Annotated in this window: 13 protein-coding genes, 2 tRNA genes and 2 pseudogenes; 8 read left to right on the forward strand and 9 right to left on the reverse strand. The window is 49.6% G+C overall.

Annotation, left to right across the window (positions count from 1 at the left end):
• Positions 1 to 5 precede the first annotated feature (5 nt).
• Entirely contained in the window at positions 6 to 452 is a 447-nt protein-coding gene (gene cueR, locus BZG82_RS13095) for a Cu(I)-responsive transcriptional regulator (protein WP_077661820.1), read from the reverse strand.
• Between the two features lie 107 nt (positions 453 to 559).
• Here cueR and BZG82_RS13100 point away from each other — a divergent pair, with 107 nt between their 5' ends.
• Both BZG82_RS13100 and BZG82_RS13105 read left to right on the forward strand, forming a co-directional pair.
• Positions 560 to 3,502: a cation transporter gene (locus BZG82_RS13100; protein WP_241837380.1), complete on the forward strand. Its 2,943-nt coding sequence runs from the start codon at positions 560 to 562 to the stop codon at positions 3,500 to 3,502.
• Between the two features lie 12 nt (positions 3,503 to 3,514).
• Complete coding sequence (locus tag BZG82_RS13105) at positions 3,515 to 3,952, forward strand: DUF411 domain-containing protein (RefSeq protein WP_077766026.1); 438 nt, start codon at positions 3,515 to 3,517, stop codon at positions 3,950 to 3,952.
• A gap of 55 nt (positions 3,953 to 4,007) precedes the next feature.
• On the opposite strand, the gene BZG82_RS13110 is transcribed toward BZG82_RS13105, so the two are convergent.
• Positions 4,008 to 4,084 (reverse strand) — tRNA-Pro (locus BZG82_RS13110).
• 141 nt (positions 4,085 to 4,225) lie between these two features.
• Positions 4,226 to 4,302, reverse strand: a tRNA-Pro gene (locus BZG82_RS13115).
• 306 nt (positions 4,303 to 4,608) lie between these two features.
• On the opposite strand from BZG82_RS13115, the gene BZG82_RS13120 reads away from it, so the two are divergent.
• Both BZG82_RS13120 and smrA read left to right on the forward strand, forming a co-directional pair.
• Positions 4,609 to 4,746 carry a DUF3149 domain-containing protein gene (locus BZG82_RS13120; RefSeq protein ID WP_069587366.1) on the forward strand — a complete coding sequence of 46 codons (138 nt, stop codon included), beginning with the start codon at positions 4,609 to 4,611 and terminating at the stop codon, positions 4,744 to 4,746.
• Positions 4,747 to 4,893: 147 nt separating this feature from the next.
• Entirely contained in the window at positions 4,894 to 5,478 is a 585-nt protein-coding gene (gene smrA, locus BZG82_RS13125) for a DNA endonuclease SmrA (RefSeq protein WP_077766027.1), read from the forward strand.
• A gap of 99 nt (positions 5,479 to 5,577) precedes the next feature.
• On the opposite strand, the gene BZG82_RS13130 is transcribed toward smrA, so the two are convergent.
• From BZG82_RS13130 to BZG82_RS13155, 6 genes are all read right to left on the reverse strand, one after another.
• Positions 5,578 to 6,192 (reverse strand): LysE family translocator, encoded by a 615-nt coding sequence (locus tag BZG82_RS13130; RefSeq protein ID WP_069587367.1) that lies wholly within the window; start codon positions 6,190 to 6,192, stop codon positions 5,578 to 5,580.
• An 18-nt stretch (positions 6,193 to 6,210) separates the two neighbouring features.
• Positions 6,211 to 6,684: a Cys-tRNA(Pro) deacylase gene (gene ybaK, locus BZG82_RS13135; protein WP_077766035.1), complete on the reverse strand. Its 474-nt coding sequence runs from the start codon at positions 6,682 to 6,684 to the stop codon at positions 6,211 to 6,213.
• 98 nt (positions 6,685 to 6,782) lie between these two features.
• A complete protein-coding gene (ushA, locus tag BZG82_RS13140; RefSeq protein WP_077766028.1) occupies positions 6,783 to 8,456 on the reverse strand; it encodes a bifunctional UDP-sugar hydrolase/5'-nucleotidase UshA in 1,674 nt (557 codons plus the stop codon).
• A 309-nt stretch (positions 8,457 to 8,765) separates the two neighbouring features.
• Positions 8,766 to 10,112: a Na+/H+ antiporter NhaC family protein gene (locus tag BZG82_RS13145; RefSeq protein ID WP_077766029.1), complete on the reverse strand. Its 1,347-nt coding sequence runs from the start codon at positions 10,110 to 10,112 to the stop codon at positions 8,766 to 8,768.
• A gap of 321 nt (positions 10,113 to 10,433) precedes the next feature.
• Positions 10,434 to 11,981 (reverse strand): DHA2 family efflux MFS transporter permease subunit, encoded by a 1,548-nt coding sequence (locus BZG82_RS13150; protein ID WP_077766030.1) that lies wholly within the window; start codon positions 11,979 to 11,981, stop codon positions 10,434 to 10,436.
• A gap of 2 nt (positions 11,982 to 11,983) precedes the next feature.
• On the reverse strand, positions 11,984 to 13,024 hold the full coding sequence (locus tag BZG82_RS13155) for an HlyD family secretion protein (RefSeq protein WP_077766031.1): 1,041 nt from the start codon (positions 13,022 to 13,024) through the stop codon (positions 11,984 to 11,986).
• A gap of 131 nt (positions 13,025 to 13,155) precedes the next feature.
• Between BZG82_RS13155 and BZG82_RS13160 the strand changes: the two genes are divergently transcribed.
• From BZG82_RS13160 to gapS1, 4 genes and pseudogenes are all read left to right on the forward strand, one after another.
• Complete coding sequence (locus BZG82_RS13160) at positions 13,156 to 14,091, forward strand: LysR family transcriptional regulator (protein ID WP_077766036.1); 936 nt, start codon at positions 13,156 to 13,158, stop codon at positions 14,089 to 14,091.
• A gap of 63 nt (positions 14,092 to 14,154) precedes the next feature.
• Positions 14,155 to 14,416 (forward strand): annotated as a pseudogene (locus BZG82_RS13165) (transposase); the annotation flags it as partial.
• A pseudogene (locus BZG82_RS16755) lies at positions 14,410 to 14,535 on the forward strand (transposase); the annotation flags it as partial. The pseudogenes BZG82_RS13165 and BZG82_RS16755, both read left to right, overlap by 7 nt.
• Before the next feature lie 323 nt (positions 14,536 to 14,858).
• A partial coding sequence (gene gapS1 / locus BZG82_RS13170; protein WP_077766033.1) for a GapS1 family protein occupies positions 14,859 to 16,217 on the forward strand: 1,359 nt, incomplete at its 3' end.

Here is a 16,217-nt window from a genome sequence, read left to right on the forward strand (position 1 = left end):
GGCAGCTATTTCACCGACGCTTGGCAGCACTGACTATCGGTAAAATCAATGCTGCCTAGCTCACTGTCTCCGCGCAGGGCTTCGATGATCGGGCACTGCGCGTCACCATCACCGGGACACGCTTGGGTAAGCGCTTGAAGGGTGGTTTTCATCGCCGCCAGCTCGGCAATTTTTTCATCGATCTCCATCAATTTACTCTCGGCGCGTGCCTTCACATCGGCACTGCGTAAAGAAGGATCGCGCGATAACGCTAACAAATCCGCACTTTCTTCCAAGGTAAACCCCACCAATCGCGCCCGACGGATCATTTGCAACTCACTCACGTGCTGGGCGCGATAATCACGATACCCATTGTCGGCGCGGTGTGGCGGCGTGATCAGCCCTTTCTGCTCGTAAAAGCGGATGGTTTTGGTGGTTAAACCGGTTTTTTCGGCGACTTGCTGAATTTTCATTCTCGCTCCTTGACCTTCCAGTAGCTATAAGGTTTATGGTTCAGTTTACTCGATGTTGCGACGTTTCCCCAACACGTGCGCCGTGTTGTGATCATTAAGGAGCGGAAATGACAACCATAGATACCACCATGACTTATTACACCTTGCCTCTCGACGGGCTGAGCTGCAACGGGTGTGTGAAAAAAGTGACCCAAGCAGTGGCAACGGTCGATAACGTCCGCATAGAAAAGGCGGATACACAAGCTATCTCGCTGGAAGTGCTCGGAGATAACCCTGAAGCGACGCTTAAACAGATCGTCGATGCGATCGAGGCACTGGGATATCAAGCCGGCTTTCGTCATGCTTTAGCATTAAGTGGGCTAAACTGTGGGCGCTGTGTCGCCAAAGTCGAAGCGGCATTGGATGCCCTGCCTACTGTGTTTTCGCACTCGGTAACTAAAACCCATGCAGATATTCATACCAGCTTGAGCTTGGACTCCATCATCCAAACCATTGAGAACCTTGGCTATCAAGTCGGTTATCAGCATGAATTGGCATTGTCGGGGTTAAGCTGCGGTCACTGCGTGGCGAAAGTGGAGCGTGCGCTCGATGAAAACGATGCCGTTTTTGACTATCAAGTCAGCAAAGACGCGGCGACCGTACGCACGACACTCAGCGCCGAGACGCTGATTGAAACGATCGTAGCGTTGGGCTTTGGGGCCACACTCATCGATCCCAGCCAAGCAACGCCCTCATCAACCGAGCCACATCAATCGCAAACCGAAACCGCCGAGGTTGAGCAACAGGCCGAACCCAAGACGCGCACTGAGCCTTCATCCAGCCACTCACGCATGCAGTTTGTGTTATCCGGCATGACATGCGCAAGCTGTGTCAAAAGTGTTGAAACTGCTATCAGCAGTGTGGATGGCGTGGCCAATGTTAGCGTGAACCTTGCTGAGCGTAGTGCCATTGTTAAAGGCAATGCGACAGCAGCGTCGATTATTCAAGCAGTAGAAAACGCAGGCTATGGCGCCGAAAAGGTGGAAGATGATAATGACCGCCGAGAACGCCAACAGGCTCAACAAGCCTCTGAGTTGAAAAGCTTTAAACGCAGCACCCTGGCTGGGTTAGGACTTGGCGCACCGCTGATGGCTTGGGGGGTATTGGGTGGCAGTATGACCATTCAATCGACTCAAGATCAGTGGGCGTGGGGCGTGATTGCCGTGCTGACCCTGCTCTTACTTACAACCGGTGGTCGCCACTTTTTCGCGAATGCGTGGCAAGCGTTGATGCACAAACGCGCCACCATGGATACCTTGGTTGCGCTCGGCACGGGGGCGGCGTGGCTGTACTCAACCGCCGTCGTCGTGGCACCGGCATTATTCCCTGAACAAGCACGCCATGTGTATTTTGAAGCCTCGGCAATGATCATTGGTTTGATTAGCTTGGGGCATGCGATTGAAGCGCGCGCACGTGCCAATACCTCCAAAGCGCTAGACCAGCTGCTTGATTTGCAACCGCCCACTGCCCTAGTGATTGAAAATGGCCAAGAAACCGAGCGCCCATTAAGTGATGTGGAAAAAGGCATGACTCTGCGCGTGAAACCGGGTGCCAAAGTCCCTGTGGATGGTGAAGTGATTGATGGCAGCAGCTATATCGATGAATCCATGCTAACTGGTGAACCGGTGCCGGTGCATAAGCAAGCGGGCGATACCTTACATGCCGGAACCGTAAACCAACAGGGTGGTTTAACCTTTAAAGCCACCGGCGTGGGCAGCGATACCATGCTGGCACGGATCATCGATTTGGTTCGTGAAGCCCAAAGCAGCAAGCCAGAATTAGCCAAGTTAGCGGATCGTATCTCCTCTGTGTTTGTGCCTGTGGTCGTGTGCATCGCGCTACTTACCGCTGCTATTTGGTATCTTGTCGGCCCTGAGCCTTCAGTGAGTTATATGCTAGTGACAGCGACCACGGTGTTAATTATTGCTTGCCCGTGTGCGCTTGGGCTGGCGACACCGCTATCGGTCACCGCTGCGGTGGGACGCGCGGCTGAAATCGGGGTGTTAATCCGTGATGCGGACGCACTACAAACGGCCGCCAAGCTGGATACTCTGGTGTTTGATAAAACCGGTACGCTGACACGCGGCCAGCCTGAGGTAACGCATATTCATGCCCTTCATGGCGAACAAGATCGCCTCATGGCTATCGCGGCGTCCATGGAACAACATTCCGAGCACCCCCTAGCACGCGCGATTGTGGACTACGCCAAAGCTCAAGCACTCTCATTGCCCGAATCAAGCGACTTTAACAGTGAATCCGGTAAAGGGATCCAAGCCAAAATTGACGGTGAGCGTTACTACATCGGCAACCAAGCGTGGATGCGTGCGCAAGGCATGGATACCCGCCCCCATCAACAGGATATTGATGCCATGACCCAACGCGGTGAGACCGCCATTTATCTTGCCAATGAGCAGGCAGTGCTGGCGCTTATCGGGATCAGCGATCCAATCCGGGACGATGCGATTGATGCCGTCGCGCGACTGCAACAACAAGGGCTCGAAGTCATCATGCTATCAGGCGATCACCCCGATACTGCCAATGCGATCGGTCGCCAATTAGGCATTGATCATGTGATTGCAGGTGTGCTTCCGGATGGTAAGTCCGAGCAAATTCAAGCGCTGCAACAGCAAGGTAAGCGTGTGGCAATGGTGGGCGATGGCATTAACGACGCCCCCGCTCTTGCGCAGGCAGATGTGGGTGTCGCGATGGGCGGCGGCAGTGATATTGCGATTGAAAGTGCGCAAATTACGTTAATGCATCAACACCTGGGTGCGCTTGCCAACGCGATTGCTTTATCTCAAGCCGCCGTGCGCAATATGAAGCAAAACCTATTTGGCGCCTTTGTTTACAACACGCTGGGGATCCCGGTAGCGGCAGGTATTCTTTATCCCTTTACCGGCATGTTACTCAGCCCCGTGATTGCCGGCGGCGCAATGGCATTGTCTTCGATCACTGTGGTAACCAACGCCAATCGACTACGTTTTTTCAAAATAAAATCAGACAAGAAGTAACAAGGAGCAATAATGAAGCGTTTGCAACTACTGGTAGCAACCGTAGGCCTGATGAGTGCCTCAGCGATGGCCGCGAGCGGTGTGGTGTATAAATCGCCCAGCTGTGGCTGTTGCGACGATTGGGTTGAGCACATGGAGCAAGCCGGCTTTGAGCTGGAGGTTAAACCGCACAACAATATGGCGGCCATCAAACAAGAGATGGGTGTGCCTGCCGACATGCAATCATGTCACACTGCACGCATCAACGGCTACGTGATTGAGGGCCATGTCCCCGCGCAAGAAGTGAAAAAGCTCCTTGCCACCCATACAGGCTATGAAGGCCTCGCTGTCGCCGGCATGCCGATCGGCTCGCCGGGTATGGAATATGGCGATCGTCACCAGCCATATGCGGTGATGGCATTTGACGAAACAGGTCATACTAAGGCTTTCCAGCACTATCCTAATCCTTAAGCACTCACCTGCAATATAACGAAAAAACCCCAGCCAAAAGGCTGGGGTTTTGCGTTGGTCGGTGAAGAGGGATTCGAACCCCCGACCCTCTGGTCCCAAACCAGATGCGCTACCAAACTGCGCTATTCACCGTTAATGCTTTTTACGTCAACCAAGTAACCTTGGATCACTCAGTTTTAAATAGTGGTCGGTGAAGAGGGCTTCGATGGGGCGGCCTTCCGCGCGACCGGGCTCCCGGACCCCGACCAAATACGCTCTCCACTAACTGAATAGTGGTCGGTGAAGAGGGATTCGAACCCCCGACCCTCTGGTCCCAAACCAGATGCGCTACCAAACTGCGCTATTCACCGACATATGACAAGTTTTACGAATTGACGTTCATCTTGTCAAGCGAAGGGCTATGCGACCAAGTGCATCCCCGCGCTGAGGTGGCCTATAATACTCAAGCCCACCGAAACCTCAAGCCCTGTCCGATAAATTTTTTCTTGTTCACGCTTAAGCGGTGAAAGAAACGTCAGTTACGTAGAGACTGTGATCCAACCCCCGTTAACATGTGTTTATTATTTGTTCACCACCCTGACTTGATCCTGATCAGTATTCAACCAACTGCCTATTGGCATTCTGACCCTACATTAACGGACACGAGGGTACAGACTATGGACTTTTGGCTTGATCTCCTTTTCGGCAACGCAGTCGGCTTGTCATCCATGATTGTCATCATCTGTACATTTGGCTTAATCAGCTTTTTTGGTGGTTACTTCATCTACAAAGTGATGACGTCCAAACCTCAGTAACCTGTTTTTTATTGCCTACCTAACTTTAAGCATTCTTGCTTAGTCCAGGGTCACATGGTTGGTCACAGAATGTGGCTCTGGGTTTCTTTTTTTAATTTCGTTTATACTGTCCCCAAATCGTATCAAACCACACATGGCATAAGAGCGATGAGTGATAAAAATGAGTTTGATTTGTTCCGCGAGATGATGTCTGACGTTGACCCCATTGAGCAGGACAAAGTAGAGACCCAACCGGCATCTCACCAGCCAACTGAAGCACAGCTGGCACGACAGCAAGCGGCGCAAAAGCTGGCCGACAGCGACCCTGAGTATTTGTCGTTGGATTACGCCACCATGGTGAAACCGGACGAAGTCATGGCCTACAAGCGCGCGGGTGTGCAAGAGGGCGTGTTCCGTAAACTGCGTTTAGGGAAGTATGACATTCACGCAAGGCTCGACCTGCATAAGATGTCGTTGGAAAAAGCGCGCGATGAAATTTTACGCTTTTTAAAACAATGTCAGCGTATGGATATTCGTACCGTGTTGATTGTGCATGGTAAAGGAGAGCGCAGTAACCCGCCGGCCATGATGAAAAGCTATGTGTGCCAGTGGTTACAGCAAATTTCAGATGTCCTTTGTTATCACTCGGCGCTGCGCCATCAAGGTGGCTCAGGGGCGCTTTACGTGATGCTGAAAAAAAGCCAAGAGAAAAAATTGGAAACGCGCGAGCGCCATTTGAGCCGCCGCGCTTAGCGAATGAGCCCAACACGATACGGCGCTGTCTTGCGCCAAAGAAAAAAGACTGGTGAGCCACCAGTCTTTTTTGTACTTATGTTTCGGCCGTTATGCGGTTTAAAGCGTCACTACCACCCGAACCGATAGCGCGATTAACACCACGCCTGAGAGCTTATCCACCCACACGGCATGCTGGCGTAGCTTATCGACCACACTGGCGCTGGAGAGCAGAAACGCGATCAGCGTATACCATAAGCCGTCAATCAATAGCGGTGTTAAAACAATCACACTGCGACTGAAGAAATCGGTACCAATGGCGACAAACTGACTAAATAAGGCAATGAAAAAGAGCGCCAGTTTGGGATTAAGCATCGAGATCATCGCACCATCCCGCGCCGCCTCACCTAAGCTTGCCGGTTTACCCGCTTCAAGTTTGGACGCCACGCCACCTTGGCTCAACAAAGATTTGACGCCAAGCCATGCTAAGTAAGCCGCCCCTGTATAGGCAATCCCGGTAAAGAGTAACGGCGATTGTTTGAAGATCACGGCTAAGCCCAACATGGTGATCAGCGCATACAAACCGACGCCAAGCGCATGCGCCCAAGACGCAACAATACCGTGTAAGCGACTGTTGGCGAGGCTATGTTTCGCCATCACCACTAAACTCGGCCCGGGCGACATCGCGCCGAGCATACACACAAGCGCCAATGAGGCCCAAATGGTGAATGTCATACTGGATTATCCTTATGGTTATTCGCCGATCGCCGCGTATTTGCCTGCGGTTAACGCCAACAAATCCGCCGGCGATAGTTCTATTTCTAATCCACGACGACCGGCGCTGACACAGATCGTCTCAAACTGTTGTGCAGATGCATCAAGTAATGTTGGCAAGCGTTTCTTCTGCCCCAGAGGGCTGATCCCGCCAACCAAATAGCCTGTCACCCGTTGGGCATTCGCCGGCTCCGCCATCACCGCCTTTTTACCACCTACAGCTTTGGCTGCCGCTTTCAGATTGAGCGAGCCTTTCACCGGTACCACTGCGACCGCCAGTTGTTTACTGTCACCATTAATGCAAAACAACAGCGTTTTAAATACCCGCGCAGGATCTTGCCCAAGTGCTTGCACCGCTTCTTCGCCAAAGTGTTGGTTGTTAGGGTCGTGTTCATATTGATGAACGTTAAACTTAATCCCATGTTTTTCAGCTAATTTAATCGCTGGTGTCATCATGCTTCTCTACAGCTAAAACACATCGCACTATCATTGCATAAAAAAAGCGGCACCGCATCGGTACCGCTTTGTCATCATGGCAATCTTAGTCAGATTTACTTGTAAACAATTTCGCCCTTCGGTGCGTAGTCGTTCACATCAATTGGGCTGTGCGCTTCTAGATAGTCTTTCAGCACTTCAGCATCCACGAAACCTGTGTTTACGTTACCTGGATGGTTGGTCAGTTTTGGATAACCGTCACCACCCGCTGCGTTAAAGCTTGGCACAGTGAAGCGGTAAGTTTTGTCCATATCTAATGGCTCACCACCGATTTTCACATCGTGAACTTTACCGTTTTCAACCACCATCGAGATACCGGCAAACTGCACATACGCACCAGAATCAACCGGCTTAGTGCCGACAACATTCAGGTAGTCCAGCACTTCTTTACCGCTCATATCGGTGTACGTCACCATGTTGCCAAATGGCTGTACTTTCAATACGTCTTTGTAAGTGATGTCGCCAGCAGGAATCGAATCACGTACGCCGCCGGAGTTCATCACCGCAAAGTCTGCTTTCGCGCGCTCCATGTGTGACATGGCGATCAGGCGACCAAGGTTGGTTTGTTGGAAACGCACTACATCACGATCACCTTCAAGCTTGCCATTGCTCTTAGCAATTTTGACGTTGAGTTTTTCTTGGCCTTTGTCTTGGTATGGCTTCAAGAAGTCATACAGCGCTTGATCTTTCGCGATTTCATCTTGGATGAAGACACGTTTCTTCTCACCGTTCACCTCGATTTTTTTCTTCAGGTTCACAGGGATCAGATCATAGCTAACGAGATTCAAATCGCCGTTTTGGAATTCAAACTCCGCCTTACCGACATATTTGCCCCACTCGTGCGCTTGCATGATCCACGCACCGTTTTGCTGGTCTGGCGTACATGCATCACCCGGCTGGAAGTTTTTGTTGTACATGTTTGGACCTTCCATGCACACCGGCTCTTGCGAGTGTCCACCGATGATCAGATCCAAATCACCTTCGTCAATATAACGCGCGAGCGCCACATCACCCGGTGCGTTCACACCACTTTTACCATCGGCATAGTGGCCCATGTGTGTCGCGGCAATGATGATATCTGGGTGCTCGGTTTCTTTCAGCTCTGCGATCAGTTTCTTCGCTTCCGCTTTTGGATCACGGAATTCCAATGAACCGATATACTCTGGGTTACCGATTTTGGCGGTATCTTCCGTGGTTAAGCCAATCACAGCAACTTTAAGGCCGTTGCGCTCAAACATTTGATAAGCTTGGAATTTGCGCTCGCCTGTCTCTTTATCATAGATGTTGGCTGACAGCATTGGGAAGTCGGCCCATTGCATTTGCTTTTCAAGCACGCTCAGTGGGTTATCAAACTCGTGGTTACCGATCGCCATCGCATCGTAACCAATTTGCGTCATGCCTTTAAAATCAGGTTCCGCTTGTAGCAAGTCAGACTCAGGCACACCGGTGTTGATATCACCGCCTGAGAGCAATAGCACCTCGCTGCCTTCTGCTTTTGCTTCGGCACGCAACTCATCAATCAGCGTTTTGCGCGCAGCCATGCCGTATTCGCCGTAGCGGTTGTGCCAGAAACGACCGTGGTGATCGTTGGTATGAAGAATGGTTAACTTATAAGTGGTATCTGGCGCCCAACCGTGTTCTGGTGTTTCTGAGCCTGTATTGGCGCACCCTGCCAATGACGCAATTAACGCAGCACTGACCGCTGCCTTCAAAGAAAGACGTTCCTTCATGATCTAAGACCTTATTAGCGATGGATAAGCCACCATCGACGACTGTCGACGATTATAAAACGCCGACTAGTCTAAAAGAATTCATGCTATCCCGCTGGTCTATTTCATTATTTTGTTGCGATGATCACCGTCAGTTGGGCAAAAACCGTCACTTTGGTGATCGAGTCATAAGTTATAGAGCCTAAACTCTAATCAATAGCAAAATCGGCGCATCCTTTGCTTGCGAATTCGCTTGGGCCAACAAAAAAGCCTTTGCGTTAGGCAAAGGCTTTATGAGGTGAACCATTTTAATAGTGCGTTATCAGGTCATTACTGCTGACGGGCGTTAAACCAGTGTCGGCTGGCAATGGCAACCAGTGCAGAAATGGCAAGGAAGAAGCAGTAGTACGAATGGCTTACAATCACCAGTGGCGAGAGGCCAAAGCTGGCACCCAGCAGCAGGATTTGCGCGCCATAGGGGATCATACCCTGTACCACACACGAGAAAATATCGAGCAGGCTGGCACTGCGTTTCGCTGGCACCTCATGTTCGCTAGCAATGTTCTTCGCCACTTGCCCTGACACTACGATAGCAACCGTGTTGTTGGCGGTACACACGTTGGCGAATGACACCAACAAGGCAATTCCAAACTCACTGGCCCGTGAGTGGTGGTTGCCTTGGTTTTTTTGGAAACGGGCAATCACTTTATTGACCGTGTTGGTTAAAAAGCTTAATCCACCTTGGCAGCGCATCAGCTCTGCAATACCGCCAATCATCAAAGACAAGATGAAGATCTCTTGCATGCTGGCAAAGCCGTCTTTGACATGCTGGCTAAAGCTCATCAAGGTAAAATCTGGCGTGCTCATTAGCCCGACGCCCATCGCCAGCAAAATCCCCGCAGTCAGCACCACAAACACATTCAGCCCTGCGAGCGCCAAGACGATGATAGAAAGGTACGGCACAACCGCGAGATAGTTAATGCTTTCAGGCGCGTCCACCGGCGCACTTTGGTTGTTGAACACAAATAAGATAATGGCAGCAATGGCGGCAGGAATGGCTATCCCGACGTTCTCTTTAAACTTGTCGCGCATGCTACAGCCTTGTGAACGTGTTGCCGCGATCGTGGTATCGGAAATAAACGACAGGTTGTCACCGAACATCGCACCGCTGAGCAGCACCCCCGCCATCACTGCCGGTGACTGACCGGTCGCGGTCGCCATGTTCAATGCAAAGGGAGCCAGTGCGGCAATGGTGCCCATTGACGTACCCATTGCCGTGGAGATAAAGGCCGCAATCACAAACAGTCCCGGCAGAATCAGGCTTTCTGGGATCAAGGTCAGCCCCAGGTTGACCGTCGCCTGCACGCCACCCGTGGCGTCAGCCACTGATGAGAAGGCACCCGCCAGCAGGTAAATCATACACATGGCGATAATATCACCATGGCCCATGCCACGGATAAGCTGTTCAATCGCGGTATTCAGTCGCTCACGGCTGAGAGCAAGTGCCACCATCACCGCCGGTAAAATGGCGACATGTGCAGGCAATTGATAGAAGGCGTAGTCCGCGCCTTCTAAGGTAAAGTAAACGCCTGCACCAATAAAAAGGGTTAAGAATAATAATAGGGGCAGCAGTGCAAGGGCAGAAGGCTGCGGCGTTGTGTTTGCAGATGTTGTCATGGCAGTTTTTGTAATACCTCTTATAAAACTGTGATCCAGATTACAGCCCTCTAGCCATCCAGTCAACAAATAGACGTCTAAACATCTAAAAATCTTAACGGCTCGTACTCGCTGCTAGACAGTGTTTCGCAACCAAGGCTGATCTTGCCCGCAAGACGACCCTGAACAAATGACACTGTGGCAGACGAAAAGACAGCGACAATAGCCGAATGCATCGGACAACACCGTTTGTCGGTCAAGCTACTTGAACTTATCAGGAAGGATAGCGAAGTAAGCGGCAGTACACCGCTCCCATTTTGCGTGGTGACTATCGAGCGGGAGTTAGTCTTCGAGCGAGAGGATCACTACGGCTGCCAATGCTAAAAAGCCGGTCATCACAATAAAGGCATCGTTGTACGCCATGATCGCGGCGTCACGTTGCATCACACTCAACACGCTGGCTTGTGCTTGATGCAACGCAGTGGTGGCATCACTGCCTGTGGCGATAAACCAATCTGTTTGTTGGTGCAAACGCTGCCAACCTTGCTCGCTCACTGTGGACAAAGTGGCTTTGATGTTCGCCAAGTGCAAGCGTGTTTGGTTATCTAGCAAGGTCGCTATCATGGCAATGCTAAACGCACCGCCCAAATTACGCATCACATTGGTGAGTGTGGAGGCATCTGGCGTGTCATCACGCTGGATATGCTTCAGTGCCACTATCGACAAAGGCACCATAATAAATGGACTACCAATGGCACGCAGGATCATGGATAAAACCAGCTGCTGACCACCAAAGTCGACGGTCATGTGTGTATTGACGTAACAACTTAACCCAAACATTACAAAGCCAAATGTCACCATGTGAGTTGGGCGAAACACGCGCATTAACTTAGGCACGAGCGGAAAGAGTAACAACTGTGGCAGCCCCATCCACATCAGCACTTGGCCAATTTGCATCGCGTTGTAGTGTTGGATTTGGGTGAGATACAGCGGCAACACGTAAATCGAGCCAAGTAAGGCCATACCCAAAATTAAATAGGCAAAGCAGGATAAGGCAAATTGCTTGTCTTTCAGTAGCCGCAAGTTCACCAGTGGACGGGGGTGTTGCAGTTCGTTAATCACAAAGTAGACGATGTTCGCCACGGAAATCGCACTGAGCGTGAGAATAAATGATGAGCCAAACCAATCTTCACGATTGCCCTCTTCAAGCACCACTTCTAAGCAGCCAAGCCCTAATGCCATAGTGGCAATTCCGACCCAATCGGCCTTTTTCAGCAATGACAATGATAACGGCGTATCCTCAAGCCCGTAGCGGATCATGGCTATCACCAGCATTGCTGGTGGAATATTAATGTAGAAAATATAGTGCCACGACAGATTTTCCGTCAGCCAGCCACCAAAGGTCGGTCCAATAGCAGGCGCAAACGTCGCCGTGACACCGAACATCGCCATACCAATCGCCCGTTTGTTGGCAGGTAGCAGTTGCACCACCAGCGAGAAAGCCAGTGGGATCAGCGCACCGCCACTAAATCCTTGCATGGCGCGAAACACGATCATCGCACTCATGTTCCATGACAGTGAGCACAAAAAAGATGACAGCGTAAACACCGCGGTGGTCCATGTCAGATAGCGCCGTACGCCCAGCGCCCGCGATAACCAGCCACTGAGCGGGATCGCAATCATCTCAGCCACCAGATAGGAGGTCGAGATCCACGAGCTTTCGTCCAAGGTCGCCGACAGCGCCCCTTGAATATCTTTTAGCGATGCATTGGTGATTTGAATGTCGAGAATGGCCATAAAGGCCCCAATCAACCCACCCAAGAGGGCAATCCAGTTTTTGAGCGGTACCCGATCGCTGTAGGCATCGGCGGTTAACGCAGTCGCGGTCATCTTCAGCCTCGTGTATCTACCGTTGCAATCACAGATAGCCCAGGCAATAACTTGGCTTTAAGTGGCTGATCGGGGATCCGGACTTTAATCGGCACCCGCTGAACAATTTTCGTAAAGTTCCCCGTGGCATTTTCAGGGGGCAGCAGCGCAAACTGTGCGCCCGTGGCTGGCGAGAAGCTATCGACCACACCATGCAGTGCTTGTCCGGGAAACGCGTCCACTTCAATATCCACCGATTGCCCCGGCTGAATATGCGCGAGCTGTGTTTCTTTAAAATTCGCTTCAACCCACACCTCCCCTTGAGGCACCAAGCTGACTAACGGCATACCCGGCTGAACCAGCATGCCAACGCGTAAGCTCCGTTTGCCAATCACCCCATCAACGGGCGCATAAAGGCGGGTATCATCCAAGTTAAGCTGCGCTTGAGTCAGCTTAGCGGTGGCGTCATCAATCGCAGCTTGGGCTTGTTTCAGCTCACTGGCTAACACGGCCAATTGGTCACTGGCGGCATGATGCGCGGCTTTAGCTTGTTCTAGCTGGGCGAGTCGCACTTTTTGCTGCGCAAGTTGGGCATCCAATTCATCTTCAGAGGAATAATGCTGCGCGATTAAACGCTGGGTACGGGCCACTTGCTGCTTGGCGCGATCGTACTCAGCTTGCGCGGATGCCATCTGACTCGCGGCTTGGCGGATCTTACTGTGCTGTAAGGTTTGCTGTGCGTGCAGATGCTCGACATTCGCGCTTGCCGAGGCGAGTGCTGCTTTAGCTTGGGAGACCGCGGCACGATAATCGCGATCGTCAATTTCCGCCAATAAGGTTCCGGCTTTTACAAATTGGTTGTCGTCAACATATCGGGCAACGATATAGCCAGAGACTTTGGGACTGATGGTGACAATATCCCCTTTTAGGTAAGCGTTATCGGTCGACACATGATACTGCCCTTCCATCCACCAGTACCCGGCACCAAGCACACCAATCACAAGGAATATCAAGGTCGCCAATAGTGGCGCTTTAACGCGTTTCGAAGCGGTTGAGGCTGTCATGAGGTCTCACTAATGTTAATTAAATCAATATCAAGCAAAGTGTTTCGAATTGTAAACCAATCGTATTAATTAATAATCGCGCTATAATCAAAAACACTGTTGCACAAATTAACCTAATCAGAGGAAGGATGTTGGACTTCAATGCGCTTGCCATCCTAGTGAAAGTGGTGGAATTAGGCAGTTTCACGCAAGCGGCTGAGGCACTGGGAATGACAAAATCGACGGTCAGTCGAAAAGTCTCTGACCTTGAGCGCAATCTAGGTGTGCGTTTGATCACGCGCTCCACGCGCAGTTTAAAGCTGACCGCGGAGGGCGAGCGCTTTTACCAATCGTGCCTGTTGGCGAAAGACATCATGGAACAGGCAGAAGTTGAAATCACCGCTCACCAAGAACTGATCCAAGGGGATTTAAATGTGGTGATGCCCGTTGAGCTCGGTCATCAGGTATTGGGGCCTTACATCAACGAGTTCATCAAGCTGCATCCGCATATTCGCGTGCACCTTGAGATGAGTAACCGTGAAGTCGACATTATTGGTGAAGGCATTGACCTCTACGCGCAAGTCGGGACACGCAAAGACTCAAACCTCGTTTCACGCCTGCTCACCAATTCAACTCGTGTGGTAGCGGCAAGCCCAGCGTATTTAGCCGAAACTGGCATGGTGCAAAGCCCTGCCGATCTTCGTTCACCGCATCGCCAAGTCAAAGTGTATAACCAAGCGGTGAAGCTCTTGGCGTGGGAGTTATATGACAAGCAGGGGCAGAGTTTTAGTGTCGACCTCCCCTATCAGCTGCGGGTCAACACCATTACAGCCTCGTTGCAGGCATGCCTTGATGGCCTCGGCATTGCGGTATTGCCGACGTTCTTATGTCGTCCTCACTTTGAGTCAGGTCGTTTAGTCCAACTGCTTAGCGACTGGCAAATGCCGACGGTACCCATCAGCTTGGTGTATGCCAATCGTACCTTGATGCCCAAACGGCTCCGCACTCTGATTGACTATTTAGTAACGCGCCTAAACGAAGACATGCAACAAGGTGTGAGTGCCACACGTATCGGTGTTGTTTCCTAAACCCTTGAACCTATCACTCTAGCGGCGCTCAGATCATCAACGCCTCAATACAGGTCTCAGATGATGAACAAAGCCAAGTACAAAATCAGCAATTGGACGCAATACAATCAAGTATTGATTAACCGTGGTTCGACTACCTTCTAGGTTGATGACGCCTCTGCACAGCAAAGAGCATCATATGGCAAACGAGGCAGAGGCTTTACGTTTACCGATGGTGCCATTGAAAACAGCGGTGATTGCTAAAGGTATTTTCAAGCTCCCTCTTCGCGTCCTTCAAGGTTTTCTCGACTCAATATTTGGTCTGATGGGTGTACCGCTAAAATCGGCCAAGTCAGTGCTGATGGTGCCTATGATACAAAAGCCTGCCATCAAGTGCTCAGAAGAACAGGCATCAAACCGACCATTCCACCACGCAGCAATGCGCGGGACTGGGAGGATAGCCATCAGCTAGAGTTCTTGGTCGATGGTAAGAGAAGCTATCTGTCAACTATCGAAAACATGCAGATAAAGTCCATGATGGCTTCTCTACAGACTGAGCGAGGTTTTACAGGCATGAATGAAGATGTGTCGAATGATGGAAGCCAGTAAGATCGACTGATTATAAACTGTTCGATATACTTCGAGCTGACCAAGTATTAAAGAGTAACTATGCAAAGAAAATACAGTTTTTCCCTACTGACTGTATCTTAGAGACAACAACAAGGATGGGAAGGTAGACTCTTACATCTGTCTTGGAGTCTCCTTCAATTAGGCGTTGGAATTATATTATGTATGAAAGAAAGGTCGGAAAGATAAAGAAAGCCATTTCTCGCTATACTACCGAGTCTTTAGCCGAAAACATGCTGATACGTTTGCGGAGCAGCTACGACGGAAAAGAAATACAGAACATACAGCCTTGGTGTGTCTGTTTATGTTTAGAGTGGATTCTTGAACAGTACCCTAACGACAAAGGGGTCCACGCGACAAATAGAGACGCACAGAAGATACTTCAGAAAGTATGGGACTTACAAAATGAAGCTCTTGATTTAGAGAATAAAAAAGAATCATACACTGACGTATTATTAGCTCTGAGGCCTTTTATACATTTACAAGGTTTATACCAAAAGCAAGAACACCGTCACATACAGGACATGTTACGTACTTACCACATACTACAAAGAAGTAACCGTTTTGATAACTACAAAAGTGATTTTTTAGAATCAACTGGAATAGAAATAAGAGAGTTCCTCATTGTAGGTCTGTTCCTAATATTGTTATTCCAAAAGAAAGGTAGTGTTAAAAGCAACTCAATACCCACCTCAGAGATAATAAGAGAATTACACCCTTCCATAAGTATAGATAGCCTCATTAGAATAATAAACTCAACAGGGTTTACACTTGAAAGCGCTTCCTGTCATTTAAAAAACAAGTCAAAAAAAACCAACTCTCCCTCCGAATGCTACAGCCCAACTTTTTTCAATCAAAAACCTATTTTAATATACGACAGTAAGCTGTATCCATTACACCCTGTTCTTGTCTCATCCGGGATAAGTAGTTTTATATTCAACACCCTCAAGGAAAGGGACCCTAATAAATTCAAAACATCCTTCACAAAAGACTTTGAAGACTATATTTCCGACCTTTTAGAAGATGCAGGCGAAGAGTTTATTAGAGAAGGGAGCATAAGAGAAAAATGTGGCGCTAACAACAAAGTCGTTGATTTTCTAATAAATGATTATGACACTGTTATCTTTATAGATGCCAAAGGTCAAGAGCCTCACAAAAATGTCGTTATTTCTGACTCAAAAACTCTGTTGAAAAATAGAATATCAAAAACACTTTATCATGCGGTAGAACAGGCATCTCTGTGCTGCAAAGAGCTATCAAAGAAAGAAGAAAACAACATACCTTCTTACGAAAGGAGGTTTGCTGTTATTGTTACACATCATAGTTATTTTTTTTCAAGAGGTTCTCACCTCGTTGAGTTACTGGGTGATGATAACACTAAGAGACTGATTCAAAGCTGTAACGATATCATACCACTAGAAAACATTTTCTTCTTAAGTTGTGAAGAGCTTGAATTATTAGGCGACATTTTAAACAACACCCGATTTAAAATAAAAGATTTTTTATCTCATTGTTTAGAG

Origin of the sequence: Salinivibrio sp. PR5 (assembly GCF_001996085.1) — a bacterium.
In the GTDB taxonomy this organism is placed as follows: domain Bacteria; phylum Pseudomonadota; class Gammaproteobacteria; order Enterobacterales; family Vibrionaceae; genus Salinivibrio; species Salinivibrio proteolyticus.